We start from the raw sequence: 14905 nt of genomic DNA on the forward strand, positions 1-14905 counted from the left end.
CCCCGTCACTACACGGGGAGAAGGTGCCGGCAGGCGGATGAGGGGCGCCGCGACATGTCAAAAAAACAGCCCACGCCAAAATGGCTTACAATCGTCGGCATCGGCGAGGACGGTTTAGCGAGTCTCGGCGACGAGGCCAAGCGGCAGATCGCTGACGCCGAGACCGTCTTCGGCGGCAAGCGGCATCTGGCGCTGGTGGCTTCGCTCATCAAGGGTGAGCAGCGCCCATGGCCGGTGCCATTCGATGCCGGCATGGCAGACGTGCTGGCGCTGGCCGGCCGGCGCGTCTGCGTGCTCGCCTCCGGTGATCCATTCTTCCACGGGGTCGGCGCCACCCTTGCCCGCAAGGTCAAGCCTGAAGAGATGCATGTCATCCCCGCGCCATCGGCGATTTCGCTGGCTGCCGCCCGGCTCGGCTGGGCGTTGCAGGACATCGAGACGATCTCGCTGCATGGAAGGCCGCTCGACCTGATCCGGCCGCTGCTGCATCCCAGGGCGCGCATCCTGGCGCTGACATCGGACGGCGACGCACCAGCGACAATAGCGCGCCTGCTTGTAGAGCTCGACTTCGGCGGTTCGCGGCTGACCGTTCTGGAAGCGCTGGGCGGACCGAACGAGAAGCTTCGCTCGGCACGTGCCGACGCTTTCGATCTCAGAGACATCAATCCGCTCAACGTGCTGGCGCTTGAGCTTGAATCGACACAAGAGGCCCGCATCCTGCCGCTGACCGTTGGCCGCGCCGACCATCTGTTCGAGCACGACGGCCAGATCACCAAGCACGACATCCGCGCCATCACGCTTGCGGCGCTGGCGCCGAGGCGTGGCGAATTGCTGTGGGACATCGGCGCCGGTTCCGGCTCCATCGGCATCGAATGGATGCTCGCTCACCCCTCGATGCGCGCCATCGCCATCGAGGCCAACAGCGACCGCGCCGCCCGCATCGTCCGCAACGCCGCGCATTGCGGCGTGCCCGGTCTTGTCGTGGTGGAAGGGTCGGCGCCCAAGGCACTGGCCGGGCTGGACACGCCGGATGCGATCTTCATCGGCGGAGGTGGCAGCGACGCCGGCGTACTGAACGCCGCCATCAAGGCGCTGCCATCCCGTGGCCGTCTCGTTGCCAATGCGGTGACGCTGGAGATGGAGGCGCTGCTTCTCGCGGAGCACATCAAGCGCGGCGGCGACCTTACCCGCATCACCATTTCCCGCGCTTCTCCTGTCGGTTCGATGCAGGCCTGGCGCCCGGCCATGCCGGTCACCCAGTGGAGCTGGGTGAAGCCATGATGGTGGCGGGCATCGGCAGCCGGAAGGGCGTGAGCGTCGAAGACGTGCTCGCGGCGATCGAAACCGCCCTCGAAGCGCACGGGCTGGCGATAACGGCGCTGTCGGCCTTGGCGACCGCCGCGCTCAAGAAAGACGAAGAAGCGATCTCTGCCGCTGGCCGCACGCTCAACCTTCCCGTCATCATCGTTGATGACGCAGCACTTCAGGCCGTCTCGTCGGAGGCACTCAGCAAATCCGATCTCTCGCAGGATCTCGCCGGCACACCCTCCGTCTCAGAAGCCTCCGCCCTTACCGTTGCCGGCCCCGGTGCAAAGCTGCTTGGTCCACGCACCGTGCTCGGCCCGGTCACCTGCGCCATCGCCATCAGCGGAGACGCGCCATGACCGTGCATTTCATCGGCGCCGGTCCCGGCGCCGCCGACCTCATCACACTGCGCGGCGCCAAGCTGCTGGCAAGCTGCCCGGTCTGTCTGCATGCCGGCTCGATCGTCGCGCCGGAATTGCTGCAACACTGCGCACCGGGGACCAAACTGATCGATACGGCGCCGATGTCACTCGACGAAATCGAGGTCGAATATGTGACAGCCCACCAGGCCGGCCACGATGTCGCCCGCCTGCATTCCGGCGACCTCTCGGTGTGGAGCGCCGTGGCCGAGCAGATCCGCCGGCTGGAAAAACACGGCATTCCTTACACGCTGACGCCGGGCGTTCCCTCTTTCGCCGCCGCAGCCGCAGCCCTTCGCCGCGAACTGACCATTCCCGAGGTGGCGCAAAGCCTGGTGCTGACCCGCGTCTCCGGCCGCGCCTCGAAAATGCCGCCGGGCGAAACGCTGGCCGGCTTCGGCCGCACCGGCGCCACACTGGCCATTCATCTCGCCATCCACGCCATCGACCGAGTCGTCGCCGAATTGTCGCCGCATTATGGCGGCGATTGCCCGGTGGCGATCGTCTTTCGCGCTTCATGGCCGGACGAGCACGTGCTGACCGGCACGCTCGCCACGATCGAGGCACTGCTCGCCGCCGACCCGATGGAGCGCACGGCGATCATCTTCGTCGGCCGCTCGCTGGCAGCGGAAGGTTTTGGCGAGAGTTCATTGTACGACGCCCACTACCAGCGGCGTTTCCGGGGACGGGACGGATTGTGAGCGGCAAGACCAAAAGCGAAAACACCACGCTCGAACAGGCCCTTGCCCGGCTGAACTTCAAGCCGCGCCGGCTTGAGCCGGGCCATGTCTGGCTGGCCGGCGCCGGCCCCGGCGATCCCGGCTGCCTGACGCTGGAAGTGCTGGCGGCATTGGCCGAGGCCGACGCTGTGGTCTATGACGCGCTGGTCTCCTCTGACGTTGTCGCCGTTGCGGACAATGCCCAGCTGTTCTTTGCAGGAAAACGCGGCGGCAAACCGTCCATGAGGCAGGACGATATCACCGCTTTGCTGGTGCGGCTGGCACGCGAGGGCCGCCGCGTCGTCCGGCTGAAGGGCGGCGATCCCTATATTTTCGGCCGCGGCGGCGAAGAGGCGCTGGCGCTGGCGCGCGAAAAAATCCCTTTCCGCGTCATGCCCGGCCTGACATCGGGGCTGAGCGCGCTGGCCGCCACCGGCATTCCCGCAACCATGCGCGGCATCAACAAGGCGATCATCCTGGCGACAGGTCATGCCGCCGGCACAGATGACGATCTCGACTGGGGCGCGATCGCCCGCACCGGCCAGCCGGTGGTCATCTATATGGGCATGGCCAATCTGCCTGTTATCGCCGCGTCGCTGCTCGAAGGCGGGCTGGCGCCGTCGACGCCGGCGGCTGTCGTCGTTTCGGCGACGACACCGCAGGAGCGGACCGTCGTCGCGACACTCGCCACCATTTCCGAAGCGGCCGCCGCGGCGGAATTGGCCTCGCCGGCCCTCATTGTCGTCGGCGGCATCGTCGCCATGCGCGCGGCACTGGCGGGTAACGCATGACCCGCGCCATCATCATCGGCGCGCCGCGTTCCGGCTCCGGCAAGACCAGCGTCACCATCGGCATTTTGCGCGCACTCGCCCGGCGCGGCATCAAGGTGCGCGGCGCCAAGTCCGGCCCCGACTATATCGATCCGGGTTTTCATACCGCCGCCACCGGCCTGTCCGGCGTCAACCTGGACAGCTGGGCGATGTCGCCTGACCTGCTCAACGCGTTGGCCGGCAATGCCACCGAGGACGCCGATTTTATCTTCCTCGAAAGCGCCATGGGCCTGTTCGACGGCATCCCGGCCGGACAAGGCCGCACCGGCTCGGCCGCCGATCTGGCGCGGCTCTACCACCTGCCGGTGCTTTTGGTGCTCGACGTCTCGGGACAGTCGACGACGGCGGCCGCCGTCGCCAAGGGCTTTGCCACCTATGATCCCGATGTGCGCATGGCCGGAATCGTGCTCAACCGCCTCGGCAGCGAGCGCCACCGCAAGCTGTGCAGCGAGGCGATCGAAGCGCTCGGCCTGCCGGTCGTCGGCGCCATCCTGCGCGATCCCACGCTCAATTTGCCGGAGCGCCATCTCGGCCTCGTCCAAGCCGGCGAATATGCCGACCTGATGACGCATCTCGACCGCCTCGCCGACATGGTCGAGAAATCCCTCGACCTTGACGCCATCATGGCGCTGGCCGCGCCGTTTTCGCCGTCACCGGGCAGTTTCGAAAATGCCTTGCAGCCGCCCGGCCAGCGCATCGCACTCGCCGAAGATGCCGCTTTCACCTTCCTCTATCCGCACGTTGCCGCCCACTGGCGTCAGGCCGGCGCCGAGATCGTGCCGTTCTCGCCGCTCGCCGACGAAGCACCGGCGCAGGATTGCGATGTCTGCTGGCTGCCCGGCGGCTATCCCGAGCTTCACGCCGGCCGCCTCGCGGCGGCGACCAATTTCCGAGCTGTCATGGCAAGGTTTGCCGAGACCAAACCCATCCATGGCGAGTGCGGCGGCTTCATGGTGCTGGGCGAAGCGCTGGAGGACGCGGCCGGCGAGACGCACGCCATGCTTGGCCTGCTCGGCCATTCCACCAGCTTTGCCAAGCGCAAGATGAACCTCGGCTACCGCGAGGCACGCCTGCGCGCCGCCTGTCCGCTGGGGCCGCAAGGCGCGCTGATCCGTGGCCATGAATTCCACTATGCGCAGATGATCGCCACCGGCAATGACGAGCCGCTGGCCGACCTAGCCGATGGCCAGGGCAATCCGCTCGGCGCCTCCGGCTATCGCCGCGGCCTTGTCAGCGGCACCTTCTTCCACGCCATTGCGAGGAGTGCATGACCGCCGTGCCCTCACCCCGGCAAGCGCTCGACGACGTCGCGCTTTGCCTCGTCTTCTTCACCCGGCTGCCGCTGCCGGTCTTCGACTTTCGTGGCCGCAGCCTGGCCGATGCGATCTGGGCGGCGCCTGCCGCCGGCCTCGCGGTCGCTTTGGTCGGCGCCGTCGTCTACGCCATCGGGGTAAAGCTCGGTCTCGCCGCTGGGCCGGCGGCCGCACTTGCGCTTGCAGCAACCCTGCTCGCCACCGGCTGCCTGCATGAGGATGGGCTGTCGGATGTCGCAGATGGCTTTGGCGGCGGCAAGACGCGCGATAAAAAACTCGAGATCATGCGCGACAGCCGTATCGGCGCCTATGGCGCTTCGGCGCTTGGCCTGTCGATGCTCATTCGCTGGAGCGCGCTGTCGCAACTGGCCGATCCGACAAGCGTTCTCTTCGCGCTGATCGCCGCCCATGCCGCCTCGCGAGGCCTGCTCGGCGCGTTCATGCATCTGGCGCCGGCGGCGCGCAGTGACGGCCTGTCTGCCGGCGCCGGGACCGTCTCGACCCAGACAGCTGTTCTCGGCGCCGTGCTCGGGGCCATCCCGCTTCTGACTCTGGGGCTCGGCGGCGCCTTTGCCGCACTGATCCTGCTCGCTCTCGTGTTCAGCGCCTTGCGCGCGCTCTGCCTCAACCAGATTGGCGGCCACACCGGTGACACGATCGGCGCCCTGCAGCAGCTGGGCGAGATCACTGTCCTGCTCGTCGCTTCCGTTTCCCTGTCCTGATTCTTCCCCGGAGATTCCTTCCCCATGCCATTCAAATCATTCGACGAACTGCGCGCCGCCTGTCTCGATCTGCCTGCCGGCAGCGATACCGCCGCCAACGCCGTCGCCCGCCGCCAGGACACGCTGACCAAGCCTCAAGGCAGCCTGGGCCGGCTGGAAACTCTCGCCGCCTGGCTGGGGCGCTGGCAGGGTCGCGACATGCCGAAACTCGACCGCGTCAAAGTCTTCGTGTTCGCCGGCAACCACGGTGTGACGGCGCAAGGCGTTTCAGCCTTTCCCTCGGAAGTGACGGTGCAGATGGTGGCGAATTTCGCCGGCGGCGGCGCCGCCATCAACCAGCTTGCCCGCATCGCCGGCGCGGAACTCGACGTCATCCCGCTCGATCTCGATCATCCGACCGGCGACTTCACTGACGTGCCGGCAATGGACGAAAAAAACTTCCTCGCCGCCGTCTCGGCTGGCTATGACGCGGTGACGAAAGACCTGGACCTCGTCTGTTTCGGCGAGATGGGCATCGGCAACACCACGCCGGCGGCCGCCATCTCGACCGCCCTGTTCGGCGGCGGCGCTGAAAAATGGACCGGGCGCGGCACCGGCGTCGACGATGCCGGGCTGAAGCGCAAGGTCATCGCCATTGAATCCGGCCTCAAGCGCCATGCCGACGCGCTGTCCGACCCGCTGAAGATCGCCGCCGCCCTTGGCGGACGAGAACTCGCCGCCACCTTCGGCGCCACGCTCGCCGCCCGCCGCAACAATGTCCCGGTGCTGCTCGATGGCTTCGTCTGCACGGCGGCGGCAGCGCCCTTGGCGCGGCTGCACCCGTCTGGCCTCGCCCACACCATCGCCGCCCATGTCTCGGCCGAATCCGGCCACCGCCGCCTGCTCGAAGTGCTCGGCCTGCCGCCGCTACTCGACCTCGGCATGCGGCTCGGCGAAGGCTCCGGCGCCTGCCTAGCCGTCAACATCGTCCGCTCGGCGCTGGAGTGCCACACGGGCATGGCGAGCTTTGCCGAGGCTGGTGTTTCGGAGAAGTAGCTAGAGCGATTTGACGGGAGGGCGCCGGCCCGAACCTTCACTGACCATCGTCGGGCCGATCACTGGCATTCCGGGCTGGTGGCTCGAACAGCACGGCCGCTGAAAGATTCCCCACCTGGGGGTTGGCCCGCTGCTTCTGTGGTGGGCTCTTTTTACTGGCACTATTCGCCGCCGTTGCCGACAAAATGTGATTGACGTAACGGTGACCAGGCGCAATCATTACGGATTGGGCAGGGTGAGGGCGTTTTCAATGAAACTCGTTGTCTTTGGCGTAGCAATAGTATTGGCCGCTACCGGAGCAGCTGCTGCGAAAGAGAAGAAAAAGGTGGCCACCGCTCAGGCTACAACCTCGTGTTCTACAGCTCATAAGAAGGCTGGCAGCAAGCCGACCGCGAAACCGGATTGCAAATCGACAGGCACCGTGGTTGCGCGACCGTCAAATAGGGCCGAAAACTTCCTGGATCATTATAATCCGCGCTTAGGGTATGACACCAGTCCGTGGTTTCAAACTGGCTTTAATTGATGGCGGCTTCGGCTTCCGGGCTTTTCTTAATCCAGCGCGGCCTTCACTCCTTCGCCAAATAGCGCACCGGCTTACCGGCCGCCGAGTTTAAGGCAAACCTGCCCCAGCATGTCGAGGCGCGTCAACGCGTCCGGCATTCCAAGGTCTTCCACCAACTCTTCTAGAAATTTGGTGGGTGCGCACAGGATTGAACTGTGGACCCGCTGATTAAGAGTCAGCTGCTCTACCAACTGAGCTACGCACCCACTCGACCGGTAAAACCGGCGTTGGCGGGCATATAGCCGCCGATACCGGTCCTGTCCAGCCCTGCCGGAATCATTTCCCGACAAATCGCTGAACTGCCGCAGGCGGTCACACGAACAGCCTGCCTTCCGCCACCTTGATGGCATGGCCGCCGATGCGCGCGGAGGCCAGTTTTCCGCCTTCGACAGTGAGTTCCAAGCGGATACGTGACGGGCGGCCCATCTCCAGCCCCTGCTCGATCCACAGCTGCGAAATGCCGTCGGTGGGCGCATCGAAATGCATGATGGCGCCGGCAAAGGCCGCCGCCGCCGACCCGGTCGCCGGGTCTTCATAGGACGGCGTGCCCGGCACGATCATGCGGACATGGAAAGCGCTGTCATGGTTCACCGTCTGGCGGCAATAGACATACGGGCTGGCGAAGGCCCATTCGCTCTTGCGCGGCGCCAGTTCCGACCAGGCCTGGTTGTCGAGCTTGATCCGGCCGGCAGCCTCCAGATTGGCAACCGGAATGGTGACGTAAGGCACGCCTGCCGACCAGAACGACACCAGGTGATTCTCGAAGCCGATCTCGTGCGGCGCCAGCCCGAGGGCGGCGCCGATCGCCTCCGGGTCGGCATCGAGCTTCAGCGGCTCCGGCAGCTTCGCCAGGTCGAACTCGGCAAAGGTGGCGCCATCGTGCCGGCTGACGGCGCAGCGCACCGGGCCGATATTCTCCTCCAGCACGAAGATGCCGGCTTCGCCCTCGCCTGTCAGTTCGGCCAGCGCGATCGCGGCGCCAACTGTCGGATGTCCGGCGAACGGCATCTCATAGTCGGGCGTGAAAATGCGGATGCGGTTGCGATGTTTTGGATTGTCCGGCGGCAGTACGAAGACCGATTCGGACAGGTTGAACTCGCGCGCAATGGCCTGCATGGCGGCTGTATCCAGCCCTTGGCTGTCGAGCACGACAGCCAGCGGATTGCCGGCCAGCCGCTCCGTCGTAAACACATCGTAGAGCAAGTAATTGCGGGTCTGCATCTTGAAAAACCTTCCGCCTCAATCCGAACATGGCCGAAATTTAATTTGATATTCGAACCACCAAGCCTGATCTGTGCACAACTAGGGACATTACGCTTTCATAGGGGTCCGGCGTGGACCAGCTTGTCAATCTGCCAAAGACGGAATCGGATTCCGCCATCGAGGCGGCGCTTGGGCTTGACCAGAGTGGTGTGCGCAAGACGCGCCGTCGTGGCTGGCTTTACGCGCTGCTGGCGCTGATCGCACTTGCCGCCGGGTTGGCTGGCTACCAGTGGTTTGCCGGCTCCCCGGCCAAGATCGACTACACCACCACGCCGGCTACCATTGCCGACCTCACCGTCGCGGTTTCGGCGACCGGCACGCTGCAGCCCCTCACCCAGGTCGACATTTCAAGCGAGCTGTCCGGTATCATCCGCTCGGTCTCGGCCGAAGAGAACCAGCAGGTCAAGAAGGGCGACGTGCTGGGGACGCTCGACACGGTGAAACTCGAGGTCCAGATCGAACGCGCCGAAGCCTCGGCCAAGGCCGCTGCCGCCAATGTCGAGGACGCCACGGTAACCCTGAAGGAGAACGAAAGCGCCCTCACCCGCGCGGCCGAACTGACCAGGCGTGGCATGGCGACCGATCAGTCGCTCGAGGCGGCGACTGCCACGCGCGACCGCTCCAAGGCGGCGCTCGATAGTGCGCAGGCCAATCTCGCCATCGCCCAGGCCGATCTCAAGGCGCAGCAGACCGACCTTGCCAAGAGCACCATCTATGCGCCGATCGACGGCATCGTCTTGACGCGTTCCGTCGACCCCGGCCAGACGGTCGCCTCCTCGCTGCAGGCGCCGGTTCTGTTCATCATCGCCGCCGATTTGAGGAACATGGAATTGGTGGCGGCGGTCGACGAGGCCGATATCGGCGCGGTCAAACCAGGCCAGCATGCACGCTTCACCGTCGATGCCTTTCCCGAGCGGCCGTTCGACGCCGAGATCCGCGACATCTCCTACGCCTCGGTCACCACCGACGGCGTCGTCACCTACAATGCACGGTTGGAAGTCAACAATAACGAGCTTTTGCTGCGGCCCGGCATGACCGCCACGGTTTCGGTCGTCACCAGGCAGGCCAAGAGCGTGCTCACCGTGCCTTCAACAGCGTTTCGCTATCGGCCATCGGCACCTGCTGCCCGCGCGTGGAGCCTCAGCGATCTGTTCACCGGCCGCATGGGCCGTGGCGGCAACCGCCGCCAGCCGGTGAAGGCGCCCACCGACGGCTCACGCACGCTCTATGTGCTGGAGAACGGCCGGCCGCACCCGGTCAACGTGAAGATCGGCTCCACCGACGGCGAACTGACCGAGATCACCTCCGGGCTGGATGCAGGTGCAGAGGTTATCACGACCTCGCAGCTGCGGAGCTGACGCCATGGCCGCGGGCCTCATCGGTTTCGACACGGTCTGGAAGAGCTATGGCCAGGGCGAAGCCAAGGTCCATGCGCTGGCCGGCGTCGACCTCGCCATCCAGCGTGGCGAATTCGTCGCCATCATGGGCCCGTCCGGTTCGGGCAAATCGACCGCGATGAACATCATCGGTTGCCTCGACACGCCGACGGCCGGAACCTACTCCTTCATGGGCATCGACGCCGGGCGGCTCGACCGCAACCGCCGGGCGCTTCTGCGCAATCTCTATATCGGCTTCGTCTTCCAGGGTTACAATCTGTTGCCGCGCACCACGGCGGCGGAAAATGTCGAGCTGCCGCTGATCTATCGCGGCGCGCCGGCCCGCGAGCGCCGCGATCTTGCCATGCAGGCGCTGGCGGAGGTCGGCCTGGTCGGGCGCGAACACCACACGCCGGCCGAACTCTCCGGCGGCCAGCAGCAGCGCGTGGCGATCGCGCGCGCCATCGTCACCAGGCCTACGCTGCTCGTCGCCGACGAGCCGACCGGCAATCTCGACACCGCCCGCACGCATGAGATCATGGAGTTGTTGACGCGGCTGAACCGGGAGCTCGGCTTGACCATCGCCATGGTCACCCACGAGGCCGATGTCGCCGATTATGCCGAGCGCACCATCCGCTTCCTCGACGGCCACGTCGCGTCCGACACGGCCAAGTCGGAGTTGGCGTCATGATCTGGGAAACCGTCCGCCTCTCTCTGCGCTCCATCCGCCGCAATGTGCTGCGCTCGTTCCTGACGCTGCTCGGCATCGTCATCGGTGTCGCCGCCGTCATCGCCATGCTGACCATCGGTTCGGGCACCACGGCCAAGGTCAAGTCGGACATCGCCAAGCTCGGCTCGAACCTGCTCGTCGTCCGTTCCGGCCGCCCGGCAGGCACCGGCGGACCAGGCGGGCTCGACCAGGCGGTACGGCCTCTGGCCGACAAGGATGTAGCCGCCCTCGTAGCCCACCTGACCGGAGCGCGCGCCATTGCGCCGGCGTCGCAGAAACAAGTCCGCGTCATTTTCGGCACCGAGAGCTTGACCTCGGGCGTCACCGGCACCGACAGCGCCTATCTCGACGCCCGCGACTGGAAGCTGGTGTCGGGCCGCCCGTTCTCGGATTCGGAAACACGCTCCGGCACCGGCGTCTGCCTGATCGGCGAAACGGTGCGCCAGCAATTCTTCGGCGCCGGCGAACCCGAGGGCGAGATCATCCGCGTCAACCGCACCTCGTGCAAGATCATCGGCCTGCTCGAACCCAAGGGCTATACCGGCTTCGGCCAGGACCAGGACAATGTCGTCTTGATGCCGCTTGCCGCCTATCAGCGCCGCATCGCCGGCAACCGCGACATCGACAACATCTACGTCGCCGCCGACGACCGCACCCCGACCACCGAATTGCAGCCGCGAGTCGAGGACATTTTGCGCGACACCCGCCGCATCACGCCGGACCGCGAAGACGATTTCTCGATCCGCGACATGACCCAGATCGCCGACGCCATGGCCAGCGCCACCACCACCATGACCGGCATGCTGGGCGCCGTCGCGGGCGTCAGCCTGCTGGTCGGCGGCATCGGGATCATGAACATCATGCTGGTCTCGGTCACTGAGCGCACCCGCGAGATCGGCATCAGGCTCGCCATCGGCGCGCATGAAAAGCACATCCTCATCCAGTTCCTGGTCGAGGCGACGGTGCTGTCGCTGCTCGGCGGCATTATCGGTATCCTGATCGGCCTGGCGCTGGCCGGCCTCGCCTCGGCAACGCTGGCCATACCGTTTGCGCCGAGCCCGGCGGTCATCCTGCTCGCCGTCGGTTTTTCGGCGCTGATCGGCATGGTGTTCGGCTTCTTCCCGGCGCTGCGCGGCGCCAGGCTCGACCCGATCGACGCGCTGCGCCACGAATAAGCGCCAGATCAGCTCCACCGCAACCAACCGCTATCCACAAGGATGGGTGCTTGTCGACATCGGCAATACTTGTTGTCGTCCGGTCTGCGATGCTAATTTTAGAGCAAAGCATCTGGTCAAGGAGTGGCAATGAGCAAGAAGGCGCGGCTGATTCTGACGATGGTGATCATCGAAGGCGCCCTTGCAGGACTTTGGTGGTATCTCGCCCGCTACGGCATGGCCAATCCCGATCGTGTCACCGCCGATTTTCAGGCAGTCGTCGGCCAGACGATGGGCATGGTCATGGGTGGATTGCTGGGCATCGGCGTTATCCTGTTCCTCGTCGCCGCCCGCAACGACCGCAAGGCGGCGCAGAACAGCCCCCGCCACCGCCAAAATGCCACTCGACCAGCGGCTTCATATGCGGTGCCAGCCCTTCCGGCAGGTCGGCGGCGTGGCGGATGATCACCGGCCCCTCGATCTCCGGCTCGGTCTCGGTCGCGACGAAGGCGCCGATGCGCCGCGCAATCTCGTCGGCCGGCGCATCGACGTGGTAGCGGCGGAAGAGGACCGTGCCGGTCGAAGTCGACAGCGCATGGTAGCGCTTGCCGCGCGCAGCGCCTGTCAGGTCAAGCCCGGTCTCCTCGCGCACTTCACGGATCATGTTGAAATCGACATCGACGCGGCCATCGCGAAAATCGATCGGCTCGAACGAGCCGGCAGCGAAGTAGACACTGCCGGCCGGGACCGTGTGCGCGCCCATGCGGATCGCCACCAGGGCGTTGTCGCCGGCGACCAGCATGGCGTGACCATAGGCATGCTCGGCGCCCGTCCCCTGCCGGTTCTTTCGCCACAGCAGGAAGGTAGAGTACTTCACCGCGTGACAACGCCCGACGATCCGGTTGTCGCGCCAGGCGAGCGCCGAGAGCAGCACCACCGTGCCGTCGAACAGCGCCGGATTGGCCGTAACCTCACGCCGCCAGTTGTCAGTGATCGCCTGCGCGTTGTCGCGCTCGAACGGATGCGGGCCGGGGTCGAGCCGGACGTCGATTTCGTCGACGGGCAGGATGACGTTGCGCGGCAGGTCGAAGCTCACCGTGCTCAAGCCATGTCCAGGGTAATTGCGACGGGACAATGGTCCGACGCCTTCGGCCGGTCCCAGCCGGCGCGCGGAAAGCGCTCCACCGCCTGTCCCGCCGGAAAGATGGTGCGCCAGGGCTGGCCGTTGCGGATGATGTCGGGAACCGCCGTCGCATTCTTCGCCGCCAGCCCTTTCGACAGCAGGATGTAGTCGAGCTGGCACAGATGCCGCTCCTTCGGCCCGCGCGTGTGGTAGAAACTCCAGCGGTCCATCTCCGGCCGCCGCTCGACGACATTCTCGCAAAAGCCGCCGGCGGTGAGCACATCGATACAGGACTGGCTCTCGTCGATCACCTGGAAGCGGTAGCCGTCGATAGCGTCGCCCTCGATCTTCACCCGCTGGCGGTAGTCGTTCATGTCGCCGCAGATCGCCCAGTTTTTATCGGCTGCGTGCTCTTTGCCGAAGCGCTCCTCGATGATGCGGCGCACGGCTTGCGCCTCGGCGATGCGCACCGGCATCGTCGCCTCGCGGCCGTCGAGCCCATTGCGCGGCGAGCCCATCGATTTGAAATGGACGAGGTAAAGCGTCAGCGGCACGCCGCCGACCTTGATGTCGACCTCCAGGCAATCGCGCCGGAAGATGCGTTCATTGGCCAGGTTGCCGAGCGCCTCGAGTTCAGGCGTGTGCAATCCGAACTGCTCGAACGTGACATAGGCATGGCTGGTCATGCGCACGAATTCGATCGGCTGACCTTGCGCTGTCTCGTTGCGCATCATCAGGGCAACGTCGATGCCGCGCGAATCATTGCCGGCGGTGGTGTATTTCTGCCGGTAACCCTCGCCCACCATCTTGAAGAGATAGCCATACTCGAACGCCTTCAGCGCCTCGATGTTGTCAACCTCCTGCATGCAGATGATGTCGGCGCGGGTGGCGGCGATGGCGAGCGCGGTCAACTGGCGCGTATCGTCGGACTGTGCGATGGCGCGCGCCTGCTCCAGCATCCGGTATTCGGCTTCGCTCTGGATGCCGAAAAGCGCCAGCGTGCGGTCTTCGTTGAGCTGGTTGCGGAAGCCCGAGAAATCGAACCTGTTCATCAGGTTTTCGACATTGAAAGTGGCGAGGCGCAGCGACATGGACTGACCTTTGCCTGCAAGCGCCAATGAAAACAAGGGCTGCTCGTCATGGCTGATGGAACCTTTCTGTTCATCCTCCGTTCAGACGCCAAGGTCCATCAATAGGCCACTTCCCTGGGGTATCCGGGCGTGGGGCCTGTATCACTTGGAGAGTGCAATGAGCTCGCTCTTTTCGTCCACAGTCAAATCCGGGCTGTTAGCGCTCGGTCTTTTCTCGGGTCTCACGGCGCCATCCGCCGCGGGCCCGATCCTGCAGCCGGACTTGTCGGTGCCGGCAAGCACCGCATTGTCTGACATCACACCGGTTCGCGACAGCTGGGCGGGCGGCAATGACCGCCGCTCCTTCAACGATTGGCAGTGGCGCCGCCACGACGGCCGTCGCTTTGCCCGGTCAGGCAACTGGAATGGCGGCAACTGGAACGGCGGCGACAACTGGCGCTGGCGCCATCACCGCCACCATCGCGGCCGTGATTTTGACACCGGCGCCGCAGCAGTTCTCGGCCTCGGCCTGGGTCTCGGCCTCGGCAGCATCTACAACAACGGCTACTACAACAACGGCTATTACAATGACGGCTATTACGTGCAGCCGGCGCCCCGCCGCTATTACCGCACGCAGCGTCTGTCCAGCGCCCATGTACAGTGGTGCTACGACCGCTATCGGTCCTACCGGGCCTGGGACAACACGTTCCAGCCCTATGGTGGCCCGCGCCAGCAATGCTGGTCGCCCTACAGCTGAACTATAAACGACAATACACGACGGCGCCGCCCCAACGCGGCGCCGTTTTCATTTGGGAAAGACGGCTGGTCTCGGTCACCGCTAACCATATGTTTATCGGCTCAGCCTATCCGTGATATCGTGCCCCATCTGACGATCGCGCCGATCCGGTCGCGAAGGACGTGCCGTCATGGCCGACAACGAATTGCGAAACAAACACCGGCAGCGCGTGCTGAAAGGCGCGACGATTCTGACCGGCCTCACCAATTCCGAGGTCAAGTGCACGGTGCGCAACATGCACGCCGGCGGCGCCGAGCTGAAAGTGTCTATAGACGCGCGCGTGCCGGACGAGTTCCTGCTCTATGTGCCGGTCGACGGCATCGGCTACAAGGCCATCGTGCGCTGGCGCCGCGACGACCGCATCGGCGTCGAGTTCACCGGCACCGAGCCGAAGCCGCATTGGCACTATGGCTGAGTATCCTGATCGATAAACCGGCATGAAAAAGCCGGCGGATCGCTCCGCCGGCTCTTTGCTCCCAATCCCGACG

The 14905-nt window shown here is 65.3% G+C and carries 16 protein-coding genes, 1 tRNA gene and 1 pseudogene; 14 read left to right on the top strand and 4 right to left on the bottom strand.

Translation table 11 applies throughout. The features are described 5' to 3' along the window. The first annotated feature begins 54 nt into the window (after nucleotides 1–54). The 8 genes from NKK52_RS13495 to NKK52_RS13530 all read left to right on the top strand — a co-directional run bounded on the left by NKK52_RS13495 (nucleotide 55) and on the right by NKK52_RS13530 (nucleotide 6866). Complete coding sequence (locus NKK52_RS13495; RefSeq protein WP_023685184.1) at nucleotides 55–1281, top strand: bifunctional cobalt-precorrin-7 (C(5))-methyltransferase/cobalt-precorrin-6B (C(15))-methyltransferase; 1227 nt, start codon at nucleotides 55–57, stop codon at nucleotides 1279–1281. Further along, nucleotides 1278–1664, top strand: a complete 387-nt coding sequence (locus NKK52_RS13500) for a cobalamin biosynthesis protein (protein WP_023685183.1) — start codon at nucleotides 1278–1280, stop codon at nucleotides 1662–1664. The genes NKK52_RS13495 and NKK52_RS13500 overlap by 4 nt, the downstream gene beginning before the upstream one ends. After that, complete coding sequence (gene cobM / locus NKK52_RS13505; protein ID WP_023685182.1) at nucleotides 1661–2425, top strand: precorrin-4 C(11)-methyltransferase; 765 nt, start codon at nucleotides 1661–1663, stop codon at nucleotides 2423–2425. Before NKK52_RS13500 ends, cobM begins: the two co-directional genes overlap by 4 nt. After that, nucleotides 2422–3234 (top strand): uroporphyrinogen-III C-methyltransferase, encoded by an 813-nt coding sequence (cobA, locus tag NKK52_RS13510; protein WP_023685181.1) that lies wholly within the window; start codon nucleotides 2422–2424, stop codon nucleotides 3232–3234. The genes cobM and cobA overlap by 4 nt, the downstream gene beginning before the upstream one ends. Further along, on the top strand, nucleotides 3231–4544 hold the full coding sequence (locus tag NKK52_RS13515) for a cobyrinic acid a,c-diamide synthase CobB (protein ID WP_023685180.1): 1314 nt from the start codon (nucleotides 3231–3233) through the stop codon (nucleotides 4542–4544). Before cobA ends, NKK52_RS13515 begins: the two co-directional genes overlap by 4 nt. After that, a complete protein-coding gene (cobS, locus tag NKK52_RS13520) occupies nucleotides 4541–5308 on the top strand; it encodes an adenosylcobinamide-GDP ribazoletransferase (protein ID WP_031194701.1) in 768 nt (255 codons plus the stop codon). Before NKK52_RS13515 ends, cobS begins: the two co-directional genes overlap by 4 nt. Nucleotides 5309–5332: 24 nt before the next feature. Continuing rightward, complete coding sequence (gene cobT, locus NKK52_RS13525; RefSeq protein WP_023685178.1) at nucleotides 5333–6343, top strand: nicotinate-nucleotide--dimethylbenzimidazole phosphoribosyltransferase; 1011 nt, start codon at nucleotides 5333–5335, stop codon at nucleotides 6341–6343. A gap of 250 nt (nucleotides 6344–6593) precedes the next feature. Further along, entirely contained in the window at nucleotides 6594–6866 is a 273-nt protein-coding gene (locus NKK52_RS13530) for a hypothetical protein (protein WP_155923538.1), read from the top strand. A 169-nt stretch (nucleotides 6867–7035) separates the two neighbouring features. Here the strand turns inward: NKK52_RS13530 and NKK52_RS13535 are convergent. Next, nucleotides 7036–7111, bottom strand: a tRNA-Lys gene (locus NKK52_RS13535). A 106-nt stretch (nucleotides 7112–7217) separates the two neighbouring features. Continuing rightward, nucleotides 7218–8126, bottom strand: a complete 909-nt coding sequence (locus tag NKK52_RS13540; protein WP_023685176.1) for a PhzF family phenazine biosynthesis protein — start codon at nucleotides 8124–8126, stop codon at nucleotides 7218–7220. Nucleotides 8127–8239: 113 nt separating this feature from the next. Here NKK52_RS13540 and NKK52_RS13545 point away from each other — a divergent pair, with 113 nt between their 5' ends. From NKK52_RS13545 to NKK52_RS13560, 4 genes and pseudogenes are all read left to right on the top strand, one after another. Continuing rightward, nucleotides 8240–9526, top strand: a complete 1287-nt coding sequence (locus NKK52_RS13545) for an efflux RND transporter periplasmic adaptor subunit (protein WP_023685175.1) — start codon at nucleotides 8240–8242, stop codon at nucleotides 9524–9526. 4 nt (nucleotides 9527–9530) lie between these two features. After that, on the top strand, nucleotides 9531–10235 hold the full coding sequence (locus NKK52_RS13550) for an ABC transporter ATP-binding protein (RefSeq protein ID WP_023685174.1): 705 nt from the start codon (nucleotides 9531–9533) through the stop codon (nucleotides 10233–10235). Continuing rightward, on the top strand, nucleotides 10232–11449 hold the full coding sequence (locus tag NKK52_RS13555) for an ABC transporter permease (RefSeq protein WP_023685173.1): 1218 nt from the start codon (nucleotides 10232–10234) through the stop codon (nucleotides 11447–11449). The genes NKK52_RS13550 and NKK52_RS13555 overlap by 4 nt, the downstream gene beginning before the upstream one ends. A gap of 129 nt (nucleotides 11450–11578) precedes the next feature. After that, nucleotides 11579–11815, top strand: a pseudogene (locus NKK52_RS13560) (hypothetical protein); the annotation flags it as partial. Here NKK52_RS13560 and NKK52_RS13565 read toward each other — a convergent pair. Together NKK52_RS13565 and NKK52_RS13570 are read right to left on the bottom strand one after the other, a co-directional pair. Beyond that, a complete protein-coding gene (locus NKK52_RS13565; RefSeq protein WP_023685172.1) occupies nucleotides 11757–12524 on the bottom strand; it encodes an NUDIX hydrolase in 768 nt (255 codons plus the stop codon). The pseudogene NKK52_RS13560 and the gene NKK52_RS13565 sit on opposite strands and share 59 nt — an antisense overlap. Before the next feature lie 5 nt (nucleotides 12525–12529). Continuing rightward, nucleotides 12530–13642, bottom strand: a complete 1113-nt coding sequence (locus NKK52_RS13570) for an endonuclease/exonuclease/phosphatase family protein (protein WP_023685171.1) — start codon at nucleotides 13640–13642, stop codon at nucleotides 12530–12532. 157 nt (nucleotides 13643–13799) lie between these two features. On the opposite strand from NKK52_RS13570, the gene NKK52_RS13575 reads away from it, so the two are divergent. Together NKK52_RS13575 and NKK52_RS13580 are read left to right on the top strand one after the other, a co-directional pair. Continuing rightward, nucleotides 13800–14378, top strand: a complete 579-nt coding sequence (locus NKK52_RS13575) for a BA14K family protein (RefSeq protein ID WP_023685170.1) — start codon at nucleotides 13800–13802, stop codon at nucleotides 14376–14378. 169 nt (nucleotides 14379–14547) lie between these two features. Next, nucleotides 14548–14832: a PilZ domain-containing protein gene (locus tag NKK52_RS13580; RefSeq protein ID WP_023685169.1), complete on the top strand. Its 285-nt coding sequence runs from the start codon at nucleotides 14548–14550 to the stop codon at nucleotides 14830–14832. Nucleotides 14833–14905: the final 73 nt, after the last annotated feature.

This window comes from Mesorhizobium sp. C277A (genome assembly GCF_040324395.1).
Lineage (GTDB): Bacteria > Pseudomonadota > Alphaproteobacteria > Rhizobiales > Rhizobiaceae > Mesorhizobium.